Here is a 17,789-nt window from a genome sequence, read left to right on the forward strand (position 1 = left end):
CAAAGATGGTCGAGGCGAAGGAGCGTGGCGCCCCCTCGGTGGAGATCTGGGGGTCGGGCACGCCGCTGCGGGAGTTTCTGTTCGTGGATGACCTGGCGGACGCGTGCGTGTTCATCATGCGTGAGGTCTCGGAGGCGGGACCGATCAACGTGGGCACGGGGGTGGACCTGAGCATTCGGGCGCTGGCGGAATTGATCGCGGAGGTGGTGGGGTTCCGGGGGGAGCTGGTGTTCGACGCGGGCAAACCGGACGGGACGCCGAGGAAGCTGATGGACGTGTCGCGCCTCTCGAAGCTGGGGTGGAGCGCGCGGGTGGAGTTGCGTGAGGGCATCGAGCGCACGCTGGACTGGTACGAGCGCCAACGTGAGGCCAGCCATGTCTGAACGCGACCTTCGACAGGAGGGCGGCTACCGACTCCACCGGGGTGAGGAGGCGTCGCGCACGGCCGCCGCGCGGGTCTCCATCGTGACCGTCGTGTACAACGGCGCCCGCCATATCGAGGATACGATCCGGAGCGTCCTCGACCAGGACTACCCGAACGTCGAGTACATCGTCGTCGACGGTGGCTCGACGGACGGTACCGTCGACATCATCCGACGGTACGAGGACAGGATCGCCTACTGGGTCAGCGAACCCGACAAGGGCATCTACAACGCCATGAACAAGGGCGTGCGGCTCTGCACGGGCGACGTGGTCGGAACGCTCAACGCCGACGACTTCTATCCGCACGCGGGCATCCTCGCCCGCGTCATGGACACCTTCGACACGTCCGGCGTTCAGGTCGTGTTCGGAAACCTCACCTTCATCGACCCGGACACCGGCCGGACCGTGCGCCGCTACCGCTCGCCGGACGCGCCCGAACGCCGCTTCCACTTCGGGTTCATGCCGGCCCATCCGACGTTCTTCGTGAAGCGCGAGCAGTACGAACGCCTCGGACTCTACAAGGAGGACTACCGGATCGCCGCCGACTTCGAACTGCTGATGCGCTTCATCGCCACGGCCCGGCTGCCCTACAGAAAGATCGACGACAACCTCGTCGTGATGAGGACGGGCGGCGTGAGTACCCGCAACGTCAGGAGCAACATCACCCTGAACCAGGAGATCATTCGTGCCTGTCGGGAGAACGGACGCAGGACGAACTGGGCCATCCTCTCCATGAAGTACGCGCTCAAGATCCGGGAGCTGCTCTGACCTCATGCGACTGCTGATCACCGGAGCTACGGGATTCGTCGGATCCTACGTCGTGGAGGCCGCGCTCGCCAGGTCGTTCCAGGTCGTCCTCGCCGTCCGTGACGTCACGCGCGTGCCGCCCGCGTGGCGTGAACGCGTGGACGTCGTCGAGGTGGGCGAGATCGGTCCCGGGACGGACTGGAGGGACGCGCTGCGCGGTGTGGACGTCGTCGTGGCCCTCGCGGCACGCGCGCACGTCATGAACGACCGTGCGGCGGACGTGGAGACGCTCTACCGCACGGTCAACGTGGGCGGCCTCACGGCACTGACGGACGCGGCCGTCGCCGCTCGCGTCCGGCGGATCGTCTACCTCAGTTCCATCAAGGCGGCCGGGGAATCCTCCGCCGCGCGTCCCCTGCGAGAGGACGACGCCCGTCCCGAGGACGCCTACGGCCGCTCCAAACTCGAAGCGGAGTACGTCCTGCGCGTCGGGACCCTCGGGACCGACACGGACTTCGTGGTCGTCCGTCCGCCGCTCGTGTACGGCGCCCGCGTCAAGGGCAACCTCGATCTGCTCGCGCGCGCCGTGAGCCGGGGCGTTCCCCTGCCGCTCGGGGCCGTCCGGAACCGCCGCAGTCTCGTCTACGCCGCGAACCTCGCGGACGTGCTGCTGACCTGCGCTACGGATCGGAGAGCTTCCCGCAGGACGTTCCACGTTTCGGACATGCGCGACCTCTCCACGCCCGAGCTCGTCCGTGCGCTCGGACGGGCGGGAGGACGTCCGGTTCGACTGCCCCGTGTCCCCCCGGCGCTGCTCCGTCTCGCGGCCCGTCTCGTCGGACGCGGTGACGCCGCCGAGCGCCTGATCGGCTCCCTGGAGGTGGACGCGGGTCTCGTCCGGGAGGTGCTCGGATGGACACCCCCGTTCGCCCCGGAGGTCGGGTTCGCGGAGATGATGACCGCCACGCCCGATCCCGCCTCGCGCGGTCGTCCGCGACGCCCGTACGGCAGGGTGTACGGGGCGGGCAAGAGGCTCTTCGACCTGACCCTCTCCGCGGCCCTGCTGCTGCTGCTGTGGCCGGCGCTGCTCCTGATCGCCGGGGTCGTCCGGCTCGACGACCCCGGCCCCGTCCTGTTCCTCCAGACCCGCGTCGGACGGAACAACCGACACTTCACCATCCTGAAGTTCAGGACGATGCGGGTCGGCACGCCGTCCGTGTCGACCGAGGAACTCCAGCGGATGAACATCGATCCCGTCACGCGGTTCGGGCGGTTCCTGAGGCGCACCAGCCTCGACGAGCTGCCGCAGCTCATCAACATCCTTCGTGGGGACATGAGCTTCGTCGGTCCACGGCCGCCGGTGCCGTCCCAGTCGGTCGTGATCACCGAACGGACGCAGGGAGGAGCTCATCGGCTGCGGCCTGGTCTGACGGGCCTCGCGCAGGTCTCGGGTCGAGACGACCTCGACGACCTCACGAAGGTCCGTCTTGACCTCGAGTACCTCGATCACATCGGCTGGCGGACGGATCTGAGTATTCTGCTGCAGACTGTTCGTGCTGTACTGAAAGGAACCGGGAACAGGTAGCTCCCGAAGCAAGGAACAGGATGAACCGCCGGAGACCCAAGAGCTGATGAACACCCTGAAGTACGTTTGTGACCTGGTTCTCTGGACCAGCGCTCTCCTGCTGGCCACCTTCCTGGGCCAGGAGCCTCAAGCCGCGTGGCTGACTCCCCCGACGATCGTGTTCCTGGCGGTCGGGTTCACGCTCAAACTCCTGATCGAGTGGTTCGGACGGCTGTACCTGCAGCACTGGGGGCGAATCAGCGTCCGGGACCTGTACGCGCTCGCGCGCGCGGTGGGTTTCGGGGCGCTGGCGTTGCTGTCGAGCGCGTTCGTCCTTCAGCCGCTCGTCGTCGTGTCGCCCGCCGTGCCCCTGCTCGACGCCGTGCTTTCCCTCGTGCTGCTCGGTGGGGTTCGACTTGCGACGCGCATCATCTACGAGCGGCACAAGCGCTCCGTGTACCAGGGAACCGCGCGCAGGGTCCTGCTCGTCGGTGCGGGCGAGGCGGGCAGTCTCATCGCGCGGGAGATGGCCCGGCACCCCGAGGCGGGCCTGCGGGCCGTCGGCTTTCTCGACGACCGGCAGGACCGTCAGCGTCAGATCGTCGTCGGCCTGCCCGTGCTGGGTCCGGTCAAGGACCTCGTGCGGGTCGCCCGGGAGGTCGAGGCGCAGGAGGTGCTGATCGCCGTTCCCTCCGCCTCCGGCGCCTTCGTCCGGCAGGTGGTCGAGCTGGCCCGGTCCGCCCAGCTCCGCTACCGCATCATCCCGGGTGTCTTCGAGATCCTCAGCGGTCAGGTCTCCATCTCGCAGATCCGGGACGTGGACGTTCAGGACTTGCTGCGCCGGGAACCCGTTCAGCTCAACAACGAGGAAATCAGCGACTACATCCGTGACCGTCGCGTGCTCGTGACGGGCGCGGGCGGTTCGATCGGCTCGGAGATCGTCCGTCAGGTCGCCCGGTACAGCCCTTCGAGGATCGTGCTGCTGGGACGCGGCGAGAACAGCATCTTCAGCATTCAGCACGAGCTCGCCCGCGAATGGCCGGAGATCGAGCAGGTCGCCCTCATCGGCGACGTCCGGGATGCTCCGCGTCTGGACGCGGTCTTCGCGGAGCAGCGTCCCGACGTCGTCTTCCATGCCGCCGCGCACAAGCACGTGCCGCTCATGGAGGTCAGTCCCACCGAGGCGGTCCTGAACAACATCGTCGGGACGGCGAACGTCACGCAGATGTGCCTTCGCTACCACGTCCGCCGCTTCGTGAACATCTCGACGGACAAGGCCGTGAACCCCACGTCCGTCATGGGCGCCTCCAAACGTCTGGCCGAGATGGTCATTTCGGGCGCGGCTCGCCAGACGTCCCAGGATCAGGCCTTCGTCTCCGTCCGGTTCGGCAACGTCCTTGGCAGTCGTGGCAGCGTCATCCCGACCTTCATGGAGCAGATTCGTGCGGGAGGACCGGTCACCGTGACCCACCCGGAGATGCGCCGCTACTTCATGACGATTCCCGAGGCCGCCCGGCTGGTGCTCCAGGCCGGTGGTCTCGGGGAGAACGGACGCGTCTACCTGCTCAACATGGGCGAACCCGTCAAGATCGTGGATCTGGCGCAGGACGTCATCCGGCTCTCCGGCGCCCAGAACATCGATGTCGTCTATACCGGCACGCGGCCCGGCGAGAAGCTCTACGAGGAGCTCCTCACCACCAGCGAGGGCGTGGACTCGACCACCCACTCCGAGATCTTCAGCGCTCGACTGCAGAGCATCGAACCTGTCTGGATCGGCCAGCAGGTGGAGGACCTGCGCCGGATGGCGCTCAGCAACGACACTGAGGCCATCCGACGTCGTCTCGCGCTCATCATCCCGGAAAACAAGTTCGGGCTGCAGAACTGAGCAGTGTCCGCTAACGATCGAGCGTCAGCCGCTCGATGTGGATGGTGCGTTCACCGATCACGCGCGCCGCGTCGTTGGCGAACGCCAACCGGACCTTCTCCCCTCGGGACAGGTTCATGCTGAGTGCGACCGGGGCCTGAACGGCTCGGCGTCGGGACTCCTGCCCTTCCCGTTCGATCACGACGACCGGGCCGATTCCGTCGAGCTTCGTCCCGGACAGCGAGAGGGAGAGGCGCCCCTCGTCGCAGGCCTGAAAAGCCAGGGCGCCGTCGGCATACAGCGTGACCTTCGAGGGACCGTCGAACACACCCGCAGTCAGGGGAGCGATGCTCGGCGGCGCCTGGAAGCAGGGGCGCTCAGGCCGGAACCGGATGTCCGACAGGAAGAGGTTGCGGTCCTCGAGTCTCACTTCCGCCGCGGGCGAGAGCAGGGTCACCGTGCCTGCCGAACCGATGGGCACCCGGAACGTCCGGGAACCCTCGAAGGAACGGTTCAGCACCGTTCCGTCCTCGGTCGCGATCAGGAGCCGGGCCTGCCTGCCGTCCAGGGAAACGCCCCGTGCACGCAGATTCAACCAGGATTCACCGCAGGTACGCACGACGAGCGCTCCACCGGCCACGTACCCCTGGGTTCCGGTCCAGCTGGCGTCACGGAACGCCTCCACACGAGGACGACAGGAGGGACCGACCGACGGACGTGACACGCGATCCGGCGCGAACGCGGAGACGCTCCTGTCGAGGAGACGATGAGCCGAATGGACGGCGCCCGTCAGCACGGCGCCCGTCAGGATCAGCGTGATGACCGCGGGAAGCTGTGCTCTCACGGGGTGACGCCCTCCACGCGGCGACGGGCGAGGGGCTGTAGCGCCCATGGAGGACTGGTCCCCGGATAAAGTTCGAACAGGAGTGGAGCCGTGGCCGTGGAATCCAGGTCGATCCATTCCTGCCATGGGGCTCCGGCGACCAGTGTGATCGGCCTCAGGAAGAGCGTACGACAGGTCGGGGCACACGAACGCACGACGAAGCGGTAGGAGCCCGACACGCCGTCGAGCCTCACGAACGCCCTGCGGTCCTCTCGATCGACGACCAGGGATTCGAGTCGCGGAGGCGGGGTGGTGGACGCCCGTTGTGGACTCCACAGAGGGAACAGGAACACCAGGGTCAGGACGAGCGCTCCCGCAGGCAACCCCCAGGCCCACGAGGCGGGAACGGCGCCGGACGGCTCCTGGGAGTCGAGGAGGACACGGGCCGCCATCCCGACCCCCAGCCAGAAGACCTCCGCGAAGAACAGGCTGGGCACCGCGAGCGTGTTGTCGACGAGATTGAACAGCAGGACGGTGGCGGTGAGCCCTACCAGGAGCCCCGATCCCGTTCGAAGAACGAGAAGCACGCTCAGCGTGACGAGCAGAACGTACCCGGTCGTGCCGATCACGCCCGATTCGGCCAGAGCGTGGAGCAGCAGGTTGTGCGCGATGAGCCAGGCGCCATCGAGCTGACTCACCACCTCGGGACACGCGATCCCGCGATCCCGAAGTGAAGTCCACAGTTCGCAGCTGTGCCCTCCGGTGCTCAGCGCCGCGCCCAACTGGTAGGGTCCGACGCCTCCCCAGGGGTGCGCTTCAATCACGGACAGGGTGTTCTGCCAGACGACGTCCCGGTTGCTGTTGTCGAGGGACCCGAAGCGGTCGACGAACGTGCCCGTGTGAAGGAGGAGCGGGACGCAGACGACACCCACGGCCACCGGGAGACCGACGGCCAGCACCCTTGCTCCCCACCGGAGACCTGCCACGAGGAGGAGCCCGACCAGCGCGGCAAGCAGGGCACTCCGACTTCCGCTGAGCAGGATCACGGCGAGCCCGGCAACGCCGAGCGGTAAGCGCCACGCGACCCGAGACGTGTGGCTGGCCGCCGCGATGACGACGCCGAAACTTCCCGCGATGCCGAGCGCCGTGGACGTGTAGTACGGATGGGACAGTCGGAGCGTCAGAAGGGAATCTCCTCGCTGTGCGAGCAGGGCGTCCAGAAAGGCGGTCGCGTAGACCAGGGCGAGCCCGAAGCCGAGGAAGGACAGGTCCTTGAAGCGCATGCGGCTCCCCGCGCAGAGCAGACCAGCGACGAACACGCAGCGAACGGCGGCGAGCAGGACCGAGAGCGGTGGCGTCGGTGAGCAGAGAGCGGCCAGCAACTGGGTGAGGGTGAAGACCGCGAACACCGACCTGAGCGCGACGGGCAGGCTGGTCCTGTTCAACTGGAAGAACGCCGTGACGGAAAGGAAGGGCAACGCCGGCAGCAGGGCCAGCCACAGCTGCCTCCAAGTCCGGAGCCGCGAGTTCTTGGCGGGACGGCGGTCGTCACGACGGGGAAGCATGGCCACGCGAGCCAGTCTAGTGTGTATGCGCGGGACAAAAGAGAAGCTGCCCGCCTATCCGGCGGGCAGCTTACGTGGTGACCCCAACGGGATTCGAACCCGTATCGCTACCTTGAAAGGGTAGTGTCCTAACCGTTAGACGATGGGGCCACACCACTTCAGAACTTGTTCCGGACGTGTCCGGTGTCCTGCCTTTCAAGGGGCGCTCTTTCGAGCACGGGGAGAATGATAGCCCACGATGTGCGGCGCGTCAACTGCGCGCGCCAAAACGAACGCGGACGGTGTGCCGCCGTCCGCGTCTCGCCTGTCTCTGGTCCCCTTCAGCGTGCGCCAGGAATGCACAAGGAAGGTGATGTAAGCGTGAAAAATCTGAAAAAGGGCTTCAGGCGTGGATGGTGCGCTTCTCCACGCCGAGCGCCGCTTCCTTCACGACCTCGCTGAGCGTGGGGTGCGCGTGCACGATCCGCGCGAGGTCCTCGCTGGACCCGGCGAACTCCATCACCGCGACCGCCTCGCCGATCAGCTCGCTCACGTTCGGCCCGACCATGTGCACCCCGAGGATGCGGTCCGACGCGGCGTCCGCGACGACCTTCACGAACCCGCGCGTGTCGTTGTGCCCGGCGGCACGCCCGTTCGCGCTGAAGGGGAACTGCCCGACCTTCACGTCGTGCCCACGCTCCTTCGCCTGCGCCTCCGTCATGCCCGCCCACGCGATCTCCGGGCTGGTGTAGATCACCCAGGGCACCACGTCGTAGTTCACGTGACCCGCCTGCCCCGCGATGAGCTCCACGACGGCCACGCCCTCCTCCTCGGCCTTGTGCGCCAGCATCGCCCCGCCGATCACGTCACCGACCGCGTACACGTTCGGGAGGTTCGTGCGGTAGTGCGCGTCCGTCCGGACGAAGCCGCGCTCGTCGAGCTCCAGCCCGACGTCCTCGGCGCCGAGACCGCGCGTGTTCGGCACGCGGCCGATCGCGACGATCAGCTTGTCGAACTCCACCGTGACCTGCTGGTCCTTCTCGGTGTACACGACCCGCACGCCCGCGCCCGTGTCCTCGACCGTCTCGATCCGCACGCTGAAGTGGAAGTCCAGCCCCTGCTTCTGCAACTGCTTGAGGGCCTCGCGCGCCACGGCGGGATCGGCGGCGCTCAGGAAGCCCGGCAGGGCCTCCAGGACCGTCACCTGCGCGCCCAGGCGGCGCCAGACGCTGCCGAGCTCCACGCCGATCACGCCCGCACCGATCACGCCGAGCCTCGCGGGCACCTCCGTGAGGGCCAGCGCGCCCGCGTTGTCGAGGACGTTCCCGCCGAAGGGCGCGATGGGCAGTTCGCGCGGATTGCTGCCCGTCGCGATGATCACGTGCTTCGCCGCAACCTCCGTGCCCCCCACCGCGACGACCCAGCCGCCCTGATCCTGACGCACCAGTCGGCCCAGGCCGTGCAGGCTCGTCACCTTGTTCTTCTTGAACAGGAAGCTCACGCCGCCGCTCATCTTGTCCACCACGGCGTCCTTGCGCGCGAGCATCCTCGCGAGGTTCAGCGTCGCGCCCGCCACGTCGATCCCGTGGTCGGAGAGCTCGTGCTGCACCATCTCGAAGCGCTCGCTGGAGTCCAGCATCGCCTTGCTCGGGATGCACCCGACGTTCAGGCAGGTCCCGCCCAGGCTGGCCTTGCCGTTCCGCTCGAACGCGTCCACGCAGGCCGTCTTCAGACCGAGCTGCGCCGCGCGAATCGCCGCGACGTACCCGGCGGGGCCGCCACCGATCACCAACACGTCATACGTATCCACGCCCCGGATTCTAACGCCCGTTGGCCTCCCGGAACGTTCGCCACGCCGATTGCGCCGTCGACGCGGACCTGTCGGTCCACATGTTCGGTTTACCGCGCTCACGCCGGGACGCGCGCCTAGCATGAAAGCAAGCGGGTTCGTCCCGCCGTGTCGTTTGAAAATCCGGAGTTATTGAATGTCTGAGTTCATACGAGCACTTCTTCGTGGGGTGCTCGCCGTATTACGGGTCCTTCCTCTCCTTGGCTGGGGGATCACCTGGATGGACCGGAACTGGCCGCTCTGGAAGGGGCAGCTCATGTTCCTCCTGTCCTACTTCAGTGGCAGCATTGGCGTCGCGCTTTACAGCGCGGCGCTCGTCGCGGCCTTTCCCAGGCTGCTCCCGCTGATCCAGATCGCCATGGCGATCGGAATCCTCCTGTTGGTACGAGTGGGTGCGTCCGCCATCGACGCGGGTGTGAGACGGTTCATGACCGTCAGCTACCTCGGCTTCGGGGTGGTGGCCATCGGAAACCTGCTGCTGAGCAGGGAGTTCCAGCGCCTGCCCGAACTCGCTCAGGCGCAGGGCCTGCAGCAGCTCGGCCTGATCGGAATCACCGCCGTGCTCCTCAATGGACTCCGCCGCACCGTCGGTGGAATCCAGGACAGAGGCATCCCGCCCTACTTTTCGGACTGGGGGCGCTACCGCAGGGTGATCGCGGTCGCCCTCGGTTTTGGTGATCAGGGAGTCAACGTACTCGCGACGAGCGTAGCAAAACTCGCGCTCGTCGGAGGTCACGTGGACTGGCTGTTCATCGCGAGTGGCGGGGCATCGGTGGCCGCCGCGCTGTTCGCCCTGCTCGGGCCCGATCCGGAGCCTTCGCGTGAAGCGCCCACGGTCGAAGAGGAGGGCGAGCAGGAGCAGGCCGCACCACCTGTCCTGGCTGCTCAGGCCGCGTCCCCCTACAAGGCGGGCACGCTGACCTTCCTGCTCCTGAATTTCGTCCTCTTCTTCTTTACCCTTCAGATTGGCCGGGACTTCGACCCGGCACGTCTGAAGGACTGGGTCGGCGGGCCAGAGACGTTCCTTCTGGACGTCATCCAGGCCAGCCAGCTCGGAGAAGTCGCTTCGGGGGCGTTCATGCTCTTCGCGGTGCGGGTCGGCCTTGTTTCCGAAACGCCTTCCATCGAATTCCTGCTCCTAGCGGCGGGAGCGGTGGGTGTCCTGGCCGCCGTCATTCCCTGGCTTCCCCTGGTCTGGATTCCGCTGGCGTTCTTCGCGATGGGTTTCGCCGCCTTCATCTTCGACCGCCTTTCCTACACGGTCAGGGCGGAACTGCTCCCCACGCGGAGGTTGCTCAATTTCTTCTCGCTCATCACCCTGCTGGCCCTCATCGGTCAGCCCACCGTGAGCATTCTCTTCCAGATCTTCGGCACACGTATCGTGCCTTACGTCTGGGGCTTCGGCAGCTTCCTCGCCATCTCGTCGGCCCTGTCCATCGTGGCCCTTCGCCTGCCGGAAGACCGCCTGCGCGCCTGGGACGACTGGGTACGCGAGGCGCTCTACGCCCCCGAACAGGGGATCATCACAGGCCTTCGAGGTCTGAGCTTCATCGTGGTGAGCGCCCTGTCCACGTTGATCGTGGGCTGGCCGATCACCTTCCTCGGTGAACTTGGCGTGGTGATCACCTACATGACCTGGATCATCCTCAAGTCACAGGTACGCCGCTTCGAGATCTGGCTCCTGCGGGGTCGCCGACCTGCCCAGAGGGCACGACGGATCCGCAATGTCGGTGAACCTCCTACCTTGCTTGAGAAAATTTTTCGCCGTCGTGACGACCGTTGGTTCTAGAGGGCGGCGTGGCCGTCACTCCCGGCGCCGTCGCCGATGGTAACCGATGAACAAGATCGCTCCCGGTTTCGCCCTGCGCGGACCGGGAGCTTTCCTTTGGTCAGGCGCTGGCTGTCCAGTCCTCGACGCGCAGACCTCCGACCCGTCCGTACTCGCGCGTGTTGTGCGACACGAGCACGAGGCCGCGCGCGAGGGCCGTTCCGGCGAGCAGGACGTCGTAGGGGCCGATGGGCTGACCCGTGGCGGCGAGGGTGGCGCGGACGTTCGCCGTGGCCCGTGCGTCCTCCACGGCGTAGGGCAGGACGTGGATGTCCTCGAAGAGCGGGTCGAGGACCTCCTCCACGACGGCGCGCTTCTCGGGACGGCGGGCGAGGCCGTACTCGATCTCCATCAGCGTCACCGCGGACACGGCCAGCGCGGAGGGACTCGTCGCGGCGAGACGTCGAATCACGTCCGGGTGCCCACGCGTGACGAAGCTGAGCGTGTCGGCATCGAGCAGGTACCGCATCAGAAGAGCTCCCGGTCCGTGAGGGAGGCGAGGTCGTCTCGCGGGACCGAGAAGCCGTCCGGGTCGTACACGTGCGGCTTCTCGAAGAAGCGGCGCATGGCCGGGGACCACTCGTCGTTCCCGCGGTACGCGAGCGCGACCAGTTTAGCGGCGGGTACGCCCGCGCGGGCGATGATGACGACCTCCCCGCGCTGGGCGGCGTCCACGTACTTCGAGAGCTGGGTTTTCGCTTCGAGCATGTTCACGACGGTCATGGTGCCTCCTGACTAAGTATTGGTCAAGTCGGTTGTCCAGACAGGGGCGGACCTCACACCACGGGAAGGCCCCTCCCGGTAGGGGAGGGGCCAGAGTCGATCACGCGTCCCTGCTCTGGATTTCCCGGACCGGGCCGTCCCGGTCCGACGGGCTTGGAGCGTCCGCGCGTCCCTGTTCTAGATTTCCCGGACTGGAGCGGTCCAGTCCGACGGGTGTGGGCCGGAGACGCGTCCCTGTTCTAGATTTCCAGCAGCAGGCGGGCCGGGTCCTCGAGGATGTTCTTCATCGTCACGAGGAACAGCACCGCCTCGCGGCCGTCGATGATGCGGTGGTCGTACGAGAGCGCCACGTACATCATGGGCCGCGCGACGATCTGGCCGCCTTCCACGATGGGACGCTCGATGATGTTGTGCATCCCGAGGATCGCGCTCTGCGGCTGGTTCAGGATGGGTGTGCTCATCATGCTGCCGAAGGTGCCGCCGTTCGTGATGCTGAACGTGCCGCCCGACAGGTCCTCGAGGCTGAGCTTGCCGCTCTTGGCCTTCTGCGCGTACGCCGCGATGTCCTTCTCGATCGTGGCGAGGCCCTTCTGGTCCGTGTCCCGCAGGATCGGCACGACCAGACCACGGTCCGACGCGACCGCGATGCCGATGTCGTAGTACCCGTGGTAGATGATGTCCTTGCCGTCCGTGCTCGCGTTGATGACGGGGAACTGCTTCAGGGCCTCCGTCGCGGCGCGCACGAACAGGCTCATGAAGCCCAGCTTCACGCCGTGCTTCGCCACGAACGCGTCCTGGTACTTCTTGCGCAGGTCCATGGCGGGCTTCATGTTGATCTCGTTGAAGGTCGTCAGGATCGCGGCGGTGTTCTGCACGTCCTTGAGGCGCTCCGCGATGCGCGCGCGGATGCGGGTCATGGGCACCCGCTGCTCGGGGCGGGCCCCGGCGGGCAGCGGAGCGCTGGGCTGCGGCGCGGCGGGCGCGCGCGTCTCCTGCGGCGCGGACTGCGGCTGCGCGGCGGGCTGGGCCGCCTGACCGGGCTGGAAGGACAGCACGTCGCCCTTCGTGAGGCGGCCGTCCTTGCCCGTCCCGGACACCTGCGCCGGGTCGATGCCCTTCTCCGTGACGATCTTGCGCACGGCAGGCGACAGGTCATCCGTGGCGGCGGGCTTCTCCGCAACGGCCGTCGCGGCCACCACGGGCTGCGGCGCGGTGGGCGTGGACGCGGCGGGCGCGGGCTGGGCGCTCGCGGCGCTCCCCTCGCCGATCACGCCGAGGACCTCCTCGCTGAGGACGGTGTCGCCCTCGCTCTTCGCGGCGCTCTGCAGCACCCCGTCGGTGAGGGCGGTCACCTCGAGGACGACCTTGTCCGTCTCGATCTCCGCGACGACCTCGCCGCGCCTGACGACGTCGCCGGGCTTCTTGTGCCAGGTGAGCAGCGTGCCCTCGCTGACGGACTCGCTGAACACGGGAACCTTGATCTCGGTGGCCATAACGGCTCCTTTATAGCTCTCCCGGAGGGAGGGTGGGCCCGCGCCGCACGGATGAGGTGCGGGCACGGCGGACCCCCGCCTGTCGGCGGGGGTCGGGGGGTTCAGGCCTTCGCGACGTTCAGGCCGAGCGCCGTCCCGATGACGGCCTGCTGCTCCACGTTGTGCTTGCCGGCGTACCCGACGGCGGGCGACGCGCTGCGCCTGCGGCTCGACACGGCGAGCGTCTGGCCGGGCGCGAGGCACGCGCGCAGGTCGTCCTGGATCATCAGCCACGCGCCCTGGTTGTGCGGCTCCTCCTGGGCCCACACGACCTCGGCCTTGCCGTACCTGGCGAGTTCCGCCGAGAGCTGCGCGGCCGGGAAGGGGTAGAGCTGCTCCAGCCGCACGAGCGCCACCTCGTCCTGCAGGCCGTTCTTCTCGCGGGCCTCGACGAGCTCCCAGTGCAGCTTGCCGCTGCTGATCACGACGCGGCGTGCCTTCTGGAGCGTGTCCCCGATGACCTCGTGGAAGCGGCCCGTGGCGAGCTCCTCCAGCGAGGACGTGGCGTACTTGTTGCGCAGCAGGCTCTTGGGCGTCATCACGACGAGCGGCTTGCGCGTCGGGCTGACGAGCTGACGGCGGATCATGTGGAAGGTCTGCGCGGGACTGCTGGGCACCACGACGCGCATGTTGTCCTGCGCGCACAGCTGCAGGTAGCGTTCCAGGCGGGCGCTGGAGTGCTCCGGGCCCTGACCCTCGTAGCCGTGCGGCAGGAAGAGCGTCAGGCCGGACAGGCGCTGCCACTTGCTCTCGCCGCTGCTGATGAACTGGTCGATGACGACCTGCGCGCCGTTGGCGAAGTCACCGAACTGCGCCTCCCACACCACGAGCGCGTTCGGTTCGCTGGTGCTGTAACCGTACTCGAAGGCCATCACGGCCTCCTCGGACAGGGTCGAGTCGATCACCTCGATGGGCCCCTGGCCCTCACGCAGGTGCGCGAGCGGCAGGTACTCCTCGTCGAGGGGGTTCGTGGCGTTCTGGTCGTGCAGGACCGCGTGACGGTGCACGAAGGTGCCGCGTCCGACGTCCTGGCCGCTGAGGCGCACGCGGTAGCCCTCGTCGAGCAGCGTGGCGTACGCGAGGTTCTCGCCCATGCCCCAGTCGAGGAGCGTGCGGCCCTCCGCCATCTCCAGGCGGGCCTTCAGGACGCGGTCCACCGCGCGGTGCAGGCCGAAACCCTCCGGAACGGTCGCGAGACGCGCGCCGAGCTCGCGGAGCTTCTCCATCGGCACGGCCGTCGGGATGCTGTCCGCGTCCGCGCCCGTGCGGAACGCGCTCCAGTCCGTCGCGAGCTGCGACTTGTAGTCCCCGTCGATCTCCTCCACGACGGTGTCACCCTGGTCCAGGCGGTCGCGGAACTTCTCCACGAGGGAGTCCGCGTCGCCCTCGCGCAGGACACCCTCCTTCACGAGCTGCTGCGCGTACAGCGCGCGCGTGCCCGGGTGGGCCTTCACCTCGCGGTACATCACGGGCTGCGTGATCGTCGGGTCGTCCGACTCGTTGTGCCCGAGCTTGCGGTAGCACAGCAGGTCGATGAAGACGTCCTTGCCGAACTGCTGACGGAAGTCGATGGCGAGCTGCCCCGCGAACGCGACCGCCTCGGGATCGTCGCCGTTCACGTGCATCACGGGCGCCTCCGCGACCTTGGCGATGTCCGTGCAGTAGCGGCTCGTGCGGGTGTCGCGCGGGTCGCTGGTGGTGAAGCCCACCTGGTTGTTCACGACGATGCGGACCGCGCCGCCCGTGGTGTAGCCGCGCAGCTGCGAGAGGTTGACGGTCTCCATCACGACGCCCTGCCCCGCGATGGCGGCGTCGCCGTGGATGGTGACGGGCAGCACCTGCGTGCGCGCGCCGCCGCGGCGGTCCTGCCGGGCGCGGGCGCTGCCGTGCACGACGGGCGAGACGATCTCGAGGTGCGACGGGTTGAACGCGAGCGCGAGGTGCATCGGGCCGCCGGGCGTGCGGACGTCGCTGGAGTAGCCCATGTGGTACTTCACGTCACCCGCGACGTTCGGGTCGTCCGAGAGGACCTTCTTGCCCTCGAACTCCGCGAACAGGTCGCCGGGGCGCTTGCCGAGGATGTTCACGAGGACGTTGAGGCGGCCACGGTGCGCCATGCCGAGCACCGTCTCCTTGACGCCCGCCGCGCCCGCGCGCTGCACGATGGTGTCGAGCAGCGGAATGAGGCTCTCGCCGCCCTCCAGGGAGAAGCGCTTCTGTCCGACGTACGTGACGTGCAGGTAACGCTCGAGTCCCTCGGCGGCGTTGAGCTTGTACAGCAGGCGGCGCTTCTGGTCCGCGCTGAAGGCGCCGCGACCGCGGCCCTGCTCCACACGCGCCTGGAACCACTCGCGCTCCTCGCGGGGGAGGTACGTGAACTCGAAGCCGATCGAGCCGCAGTACGTGTCGTGCAGCTCCTTGAGGACCCCACGCAGGGTGCCCTGGAAGCCGCCGTCGGAGACCTGCGTGTCCAGGTCGGCGTCCGAGAGGCCGTAGTAGGCGGGGTCGAGGTCGGGCGGCACGCGGCGCTCGCGGAAGTGCAGCGGATTGAAGTTCGCCGCGAGGTGCCCGTAGAGCCGGAACGCGTTCACGAGCGCGCTGACACCCCGGCGGGGTTCCTGCGCGCCGGGTTCCGCAGCTGCCGCGCCCGTGAAGCGCCGCAGGGGGTTCTGGCCGAGTTCGAGGAAGGCCTGCTGGATGGGCCCGTGCGCCGTGTCACGCGCGCCATCCCGGAGCTCTTCAAAATACACCCGCCACTCGGGCGGGACGGAGGCCGGATCGCGGAGGTAGTCTTCGTACAGTCCTTCAACGAAGCTGGCGTTCCCTCCGTACATCACCGTGCCCAGGTTCTGGGGATCTTCCATCGCGTTCCTCAGCATACCCCTCATGGCGCGGGGGAGTGTGGTTCTCGTCTTAGGGATGACTGAGCCCTTCAGCCTGACCGACGAAGATGAGGCACGTGTCAGCGGGCGCGGCCCTCGTGAGCCGCGCCCGCGCCCGGGTTCCCGGAGGTCAGTGCTTGCCGTTCCCCCTGCCGTTCCCGTGCCCCTTGCCGCGTCCCTTCGCCCTGTCGTTCTGGGCCTTCATGACCGCCACGAGCGGCACGACCTTCCCGCCGCCGCGCACGGTGAGCGTCTCCGGACGGACCTTGCCGCCCTTGATCCGCACCGCGAGCGGGTAGACCTCGCGGACGACCACGGTGGTGGCCTCGCGCGTCACGACCTGCACGTTCACGGCCGTGGCGGGGTCGTAACCGCCGACGCTCACGACGGTGCCGCTCGGCGTGAGGTTCGCGACGACCGTGCCGCCCGCGTTGAGGAACAGGGCGGTGGTGCCGAGCGCCACGAGGCCCACCACGGCCGCGGTGGTCTGCGGGACCACGGGGAAGTCCACGTTGACGTTCACGTTCACGCTCGTCGTCACGGTGGTGGCGGGCGCGGACGGCACGACGCCCGCGAGGGCGAGGGACGGCGCGAGGAGCAGGGCGGACAGCAGCAGGGTGCGGGTCATGGGAAGGTCCTTTCGGTGATGCGCCGATGTGGCGTGGGTGAGGAGCGCGAGCTTTGCCCTCACCCTCCCGTCCCACGCTGACGAGCGTCTGACAGCGTGAAGAAATCGTCCATGGGCATACTGGGGGCATGCGACGCGTCGCCCTCGCCCTGCTGCTCGCCCTGACCGCCGCCGCCGCCCCCACGGGACGCGGGGCGCCCGACGCCGACCGCGACGGCTACCCCGACGCGCTCGAACTCGTCGGCGTGGACCGGGACGCCCTCGCCGACTGGTTCGCGAGCGTCGCCGAGAGCCAGTACTACGGCCCCTCCGCCGACTGGAAGGAAGAGGACCGCGACTGCTCCGGGCTCGTGCGCTACGCCCTCGTGAACGCCCTCGCCACGCACGACGCGGCGTGGTGGGCGAAGTTCCGCTTCCTGCCCCGCCCACGCCTCCCCGAGGTGCGCGCCTACCGCTACCCCGCGCCGCTCGTGTCGCGCTCGCTCTTCCGCGTCGCGCCCGGCCCCTGGCGCGCGGACGACGTGGAGGTGGGCCGCATGGTGGGCCGCACGTCCGCGCGCTTCCTCGCGAACTTCTCCAGCGTGCGCGTCACGCGCGACGTGACCCGCGCCCGGCGCGGCGACCTGCTGTTCTTCCTGCGGCCCGACCTCGGCGCGTACCACTCCATGGTCTACCTCGGCGGGGGCCGCGTCGTGTACCACACGGGCGCCACCGTCGAGGAGGGCGGCGAGGTGCGCCTCGTGACCCTCGCGACCCTCCTGCGTCACCCCGACGCGGCCTTCCACCCCACGGCGGGCAACCCGAACTTCCTCGGGGTGTACCGCTGGAAGATCGCGAACTGACGCCGGGCGAAAAGCGCGCAGCAAAGGGTCAGGTCCAGCCTGTACGCTGTGTGCACCTTCCCCCGGAGGTCACATGCACGTACACCCGACCCGGACCGCGGTCCTCGCCGCCCTGCTGGTCGTCACCCTCGCCCCCGCCCAGCCGCCCGTGAGCCTCTACGGCGGCGTCTTCCGTCCCGGTCAGGAGGTCCGCGTCGGCGTGAGCGCGCCCGCCCGGACCGAGCTGACCCTGTCGCGCGTCGAGGACCCGCTCGGGGTGTTCGCCGCCACCCGCGATCCGCACCAGCCCGACCTGCCGCCCGGCACGCGCCTCACGAGGCTGCGGACCTTGAGCACGCCGAAGCGCGACTACGGTGACGTGAGCCTCGGCAGGCTCCCGCGCGGCCTGTACGTCCTGCGAGCGGGCGGCGTGGGCACCCTGCTGCTCGTCTCGGACCTCGGGCTCGTCGTGAAGCGCGACGCCTCGGGCGCCCTGACGTACGCCGCCGACCGGGAGAGCGGACGCACCCGCGCCGCGCGCGTCTGGAAGCTCGGCACGGG

The 17,789-nt window shown here is 68.4% G+C and carries 15 protein-coding genes and 1 tRNA gene; 7 read left to right on the forward strand and 9 right to left on the reverse strand.

Going from position 1 to position 17,789, the window contains the following annotated elements; genetic code table 11:
- From DEIPI_RS0118275 to DEIPI_RS0118290, 4 genes are all read left to right on the forward strand, one after another.
- The coding region (locus DEIPI_RS0118275; protein ID WP_157463792.1) for an NAD-dependent epimerase/dehydratase family protein at positions 1 to 383 on the forward strand (383 nt) is incomplete at its 5' end.
- Complete coding sequence (locus DEIPI_RS0118280) at positions 376 to 1,191, forward strand: glycosyltransferase family 2 protein (RefSeq protein WP_084474541.1); 816 nt, start codon at positions 376 to 378, stop codon at positions 1,189 to 1,191. The genes DEIPI_RS0118275 and DEIPI_RS0118280, both read left to right, overlap by 8 nt.
- Positions 1,192 to 1,195: 4 nt before the next feature.
- Entirely contained in the window at positions 1,196 to 2,755 is a 1,560-nt protein-coding gene (locus tag DEIPI_RS41035) for a hybrid nucleoside-diphosphate sugar epimerase/sugar transferase (RefSeq protein WP_045234664.1), read from the forward strand.
- 46 nt (positions 2,756 to 2,801) lie between these two features.
- On the forward strand, positions 2,802 to 4,619 hold the full coding sequence (locus tag DEIPI_RS0118290; RefSeq protein WP_045234665.1) for a polysaccharide biosynthesis protein: 1,818 nt from the start codon (positions 2,802 to 2,804) through the stop codon (positions 4,617 to 4,619).
- Between the two features lie 10 nt (positions 4,620 to 4,629).
- On the opposite strand, the gene DEIPI_RS0118295 is transcribed toward DEIPI_RS0118290, so the two are convergent.
- From DEIPI_RS0118295 to lpdA, 4 genes are all read right to left on the reverse strand, one after another.
- Entirely contained in the window at positions 4,630 to 5,442 is an 813-nt protein-coding gene (locus DEIPI_RS0118295) for a hypothetical protein (RefSeq protein ID WP_027482723.1), read from the reverse strand.
- A complete protein-coding gene (locus DEIPI_RS32465) occupies positions 5,439 to 6,986 on the reverse strand; it encodes an O-antigen ligase family protein (RefSeq protein ID WP_245588601.1) in 1,548 nt (515 codons plus the stop codon). Before DEIPI_RS32465 ends, DEIPI_RS0118295 begins: the two co-directional genes overlap by 4 nt.
- Before the next feature lie 75 nt (positions 6,987 to 7,061).
- Positions 7,062 to 7,136: transfer RNA gene (locus tag DEIPI_RS0118305), tRNA-Glu, on the reverse strand.
- 232 nt (positions 7,137 to 7,368) lie between these two features.
- Positions 7,369 to 8,775, reverse strand: coding sequence for a dihydrolipoyl dehydrogenase (gene lpdA, locus DEIPI_RS0118310; protein ID WP_027482724.1), 1,407 nt, complete (start codon positions 8,773 to 8,775; stop codon positions 7,369 to 7,371).
- A gap of 295 nt (positions 8,776 to 9,070) precedes the next feature.
- Between lpdA and DEIPI_RS0118315 the strand changes: the two genes are divergently transcribed.
- Positions 9,071 to 10,603, forward strand: coding sequence for a hypothetical protein (locus tag DEIPI_RS0118315; RefSeq protein ID WP_157463785.1), 1,533 nt, complete (start codon positions 9,071 to 9,073; stop codon positions 10,601 to 10,603).
- Positions 10,604 to 10,703: 100 nt separating this feature from the next.
- Here DEIPI_RS0118315 and DEIPI_RS0118320 read toward each other — a convergent pair whose 3' ends face one another.
- The 5 genes from DEIPI_RS0118320 to DEIPI_RS0118340 form a co-directional block, all read right to left on the reverse strand.
- Positions 10,704 to 11,111: a PIN domain-containing protein gene (locus DEIPI_RS0118320; RefSeq protein ID WP_027482726.1), complete on the reverse strand. Its 408-nt coding sequence runs from the start codon at positions 11,109 to 11,111 to the stop codon at positions 10,704 to 10,706.
- Positions 11,111 to 11,365, reverse strand: coding sequence for a type II toxin-antitoxin system Phd/YefM family antitoxin (locus DEIPI_RS35745; protein WP_052351818.1), 255 nt, complete (start codon positions 11,363 to 11,365; stop codon positions 11,111 to 11,113). Before DEIPI_RS35745 ends, DEIPI_RS0118320 begins: the two co-directional genes overlap by 1 nt.
- 239 nt (positions 11,366 to 11,604) lie before the next feature.
- Positions 11,605 to 12,858 carry a 2-oxoglutarate dehydrogenase complex dihydrolipoyllysine-residue succinyltransferase gene (odhB, locus tag DEIPI_RS0118330; RefSeq protein ID WP_027482727.1) on the reverse strand — a complete coding sequence of 418 codons (1,254 nt, stop codon included), beginning with the start codon at positions 12,856 to 12,858 and terminating at the stop codon, positions 11,605 to 11,607.
- Between the two features lie 101 nt (positions 12,859 to 12,959).
- On the reverse strand, positions 12,960 to 15,761 hold the full coding sequence (locus tag DEIPI_RS32475; protein WP_045234689.1) for a 2-oxoglutarate dehydrogenase E1 component: 2,802 nt from the start codon (positions 15,759 to 15,761) through the stop codon (positions 12,960 to 12,962).
- 148 nt (positions 15,762 to 15,909) lie between these two features.
- Entirely contained in the window at positions 15,910 to 16,407 is a 498-nt protein-coding gene (locus DEIPI_RS0118340; protein ID WP_027482728.1) for a hypothetical protein, read from the reverse strand.
- 128 nt (positions 16,408 to 16,535) lie between these two features.
- Here DEIPI_RS0118340 and DEIPI_RS0118345 point away from each other — a divergent pair, with 128 nt between their 5' ends.
- Entirely contained in the window at positions 16,536 to 17,249 is a 714-nt protein-coding gene (locus DEIPI_RS0118345; protein ID WP_027482729.1) for a DUF1175 family protein, read from the forward strand.
- Between the two features lie 73 nt (positions 17,250 to 17,322).
- The coding region (locus DEIPI_RS40315; protein ID WP_045234666.1) for a hypothetical protein at positions 17,323 to 17,789 on the forward strand (467 nt) is incomplete at its 3' end.

The organism is Deinococcus pimensis DSM 21231 (assembly GCF_000519345.1).
Taxonomy (GTDB): Bacteria; Deinococcota; Deinococci; order Deinococcales; family Deinococcaceae; genus Deinococcus_A; species Deinococcus_A pimensis.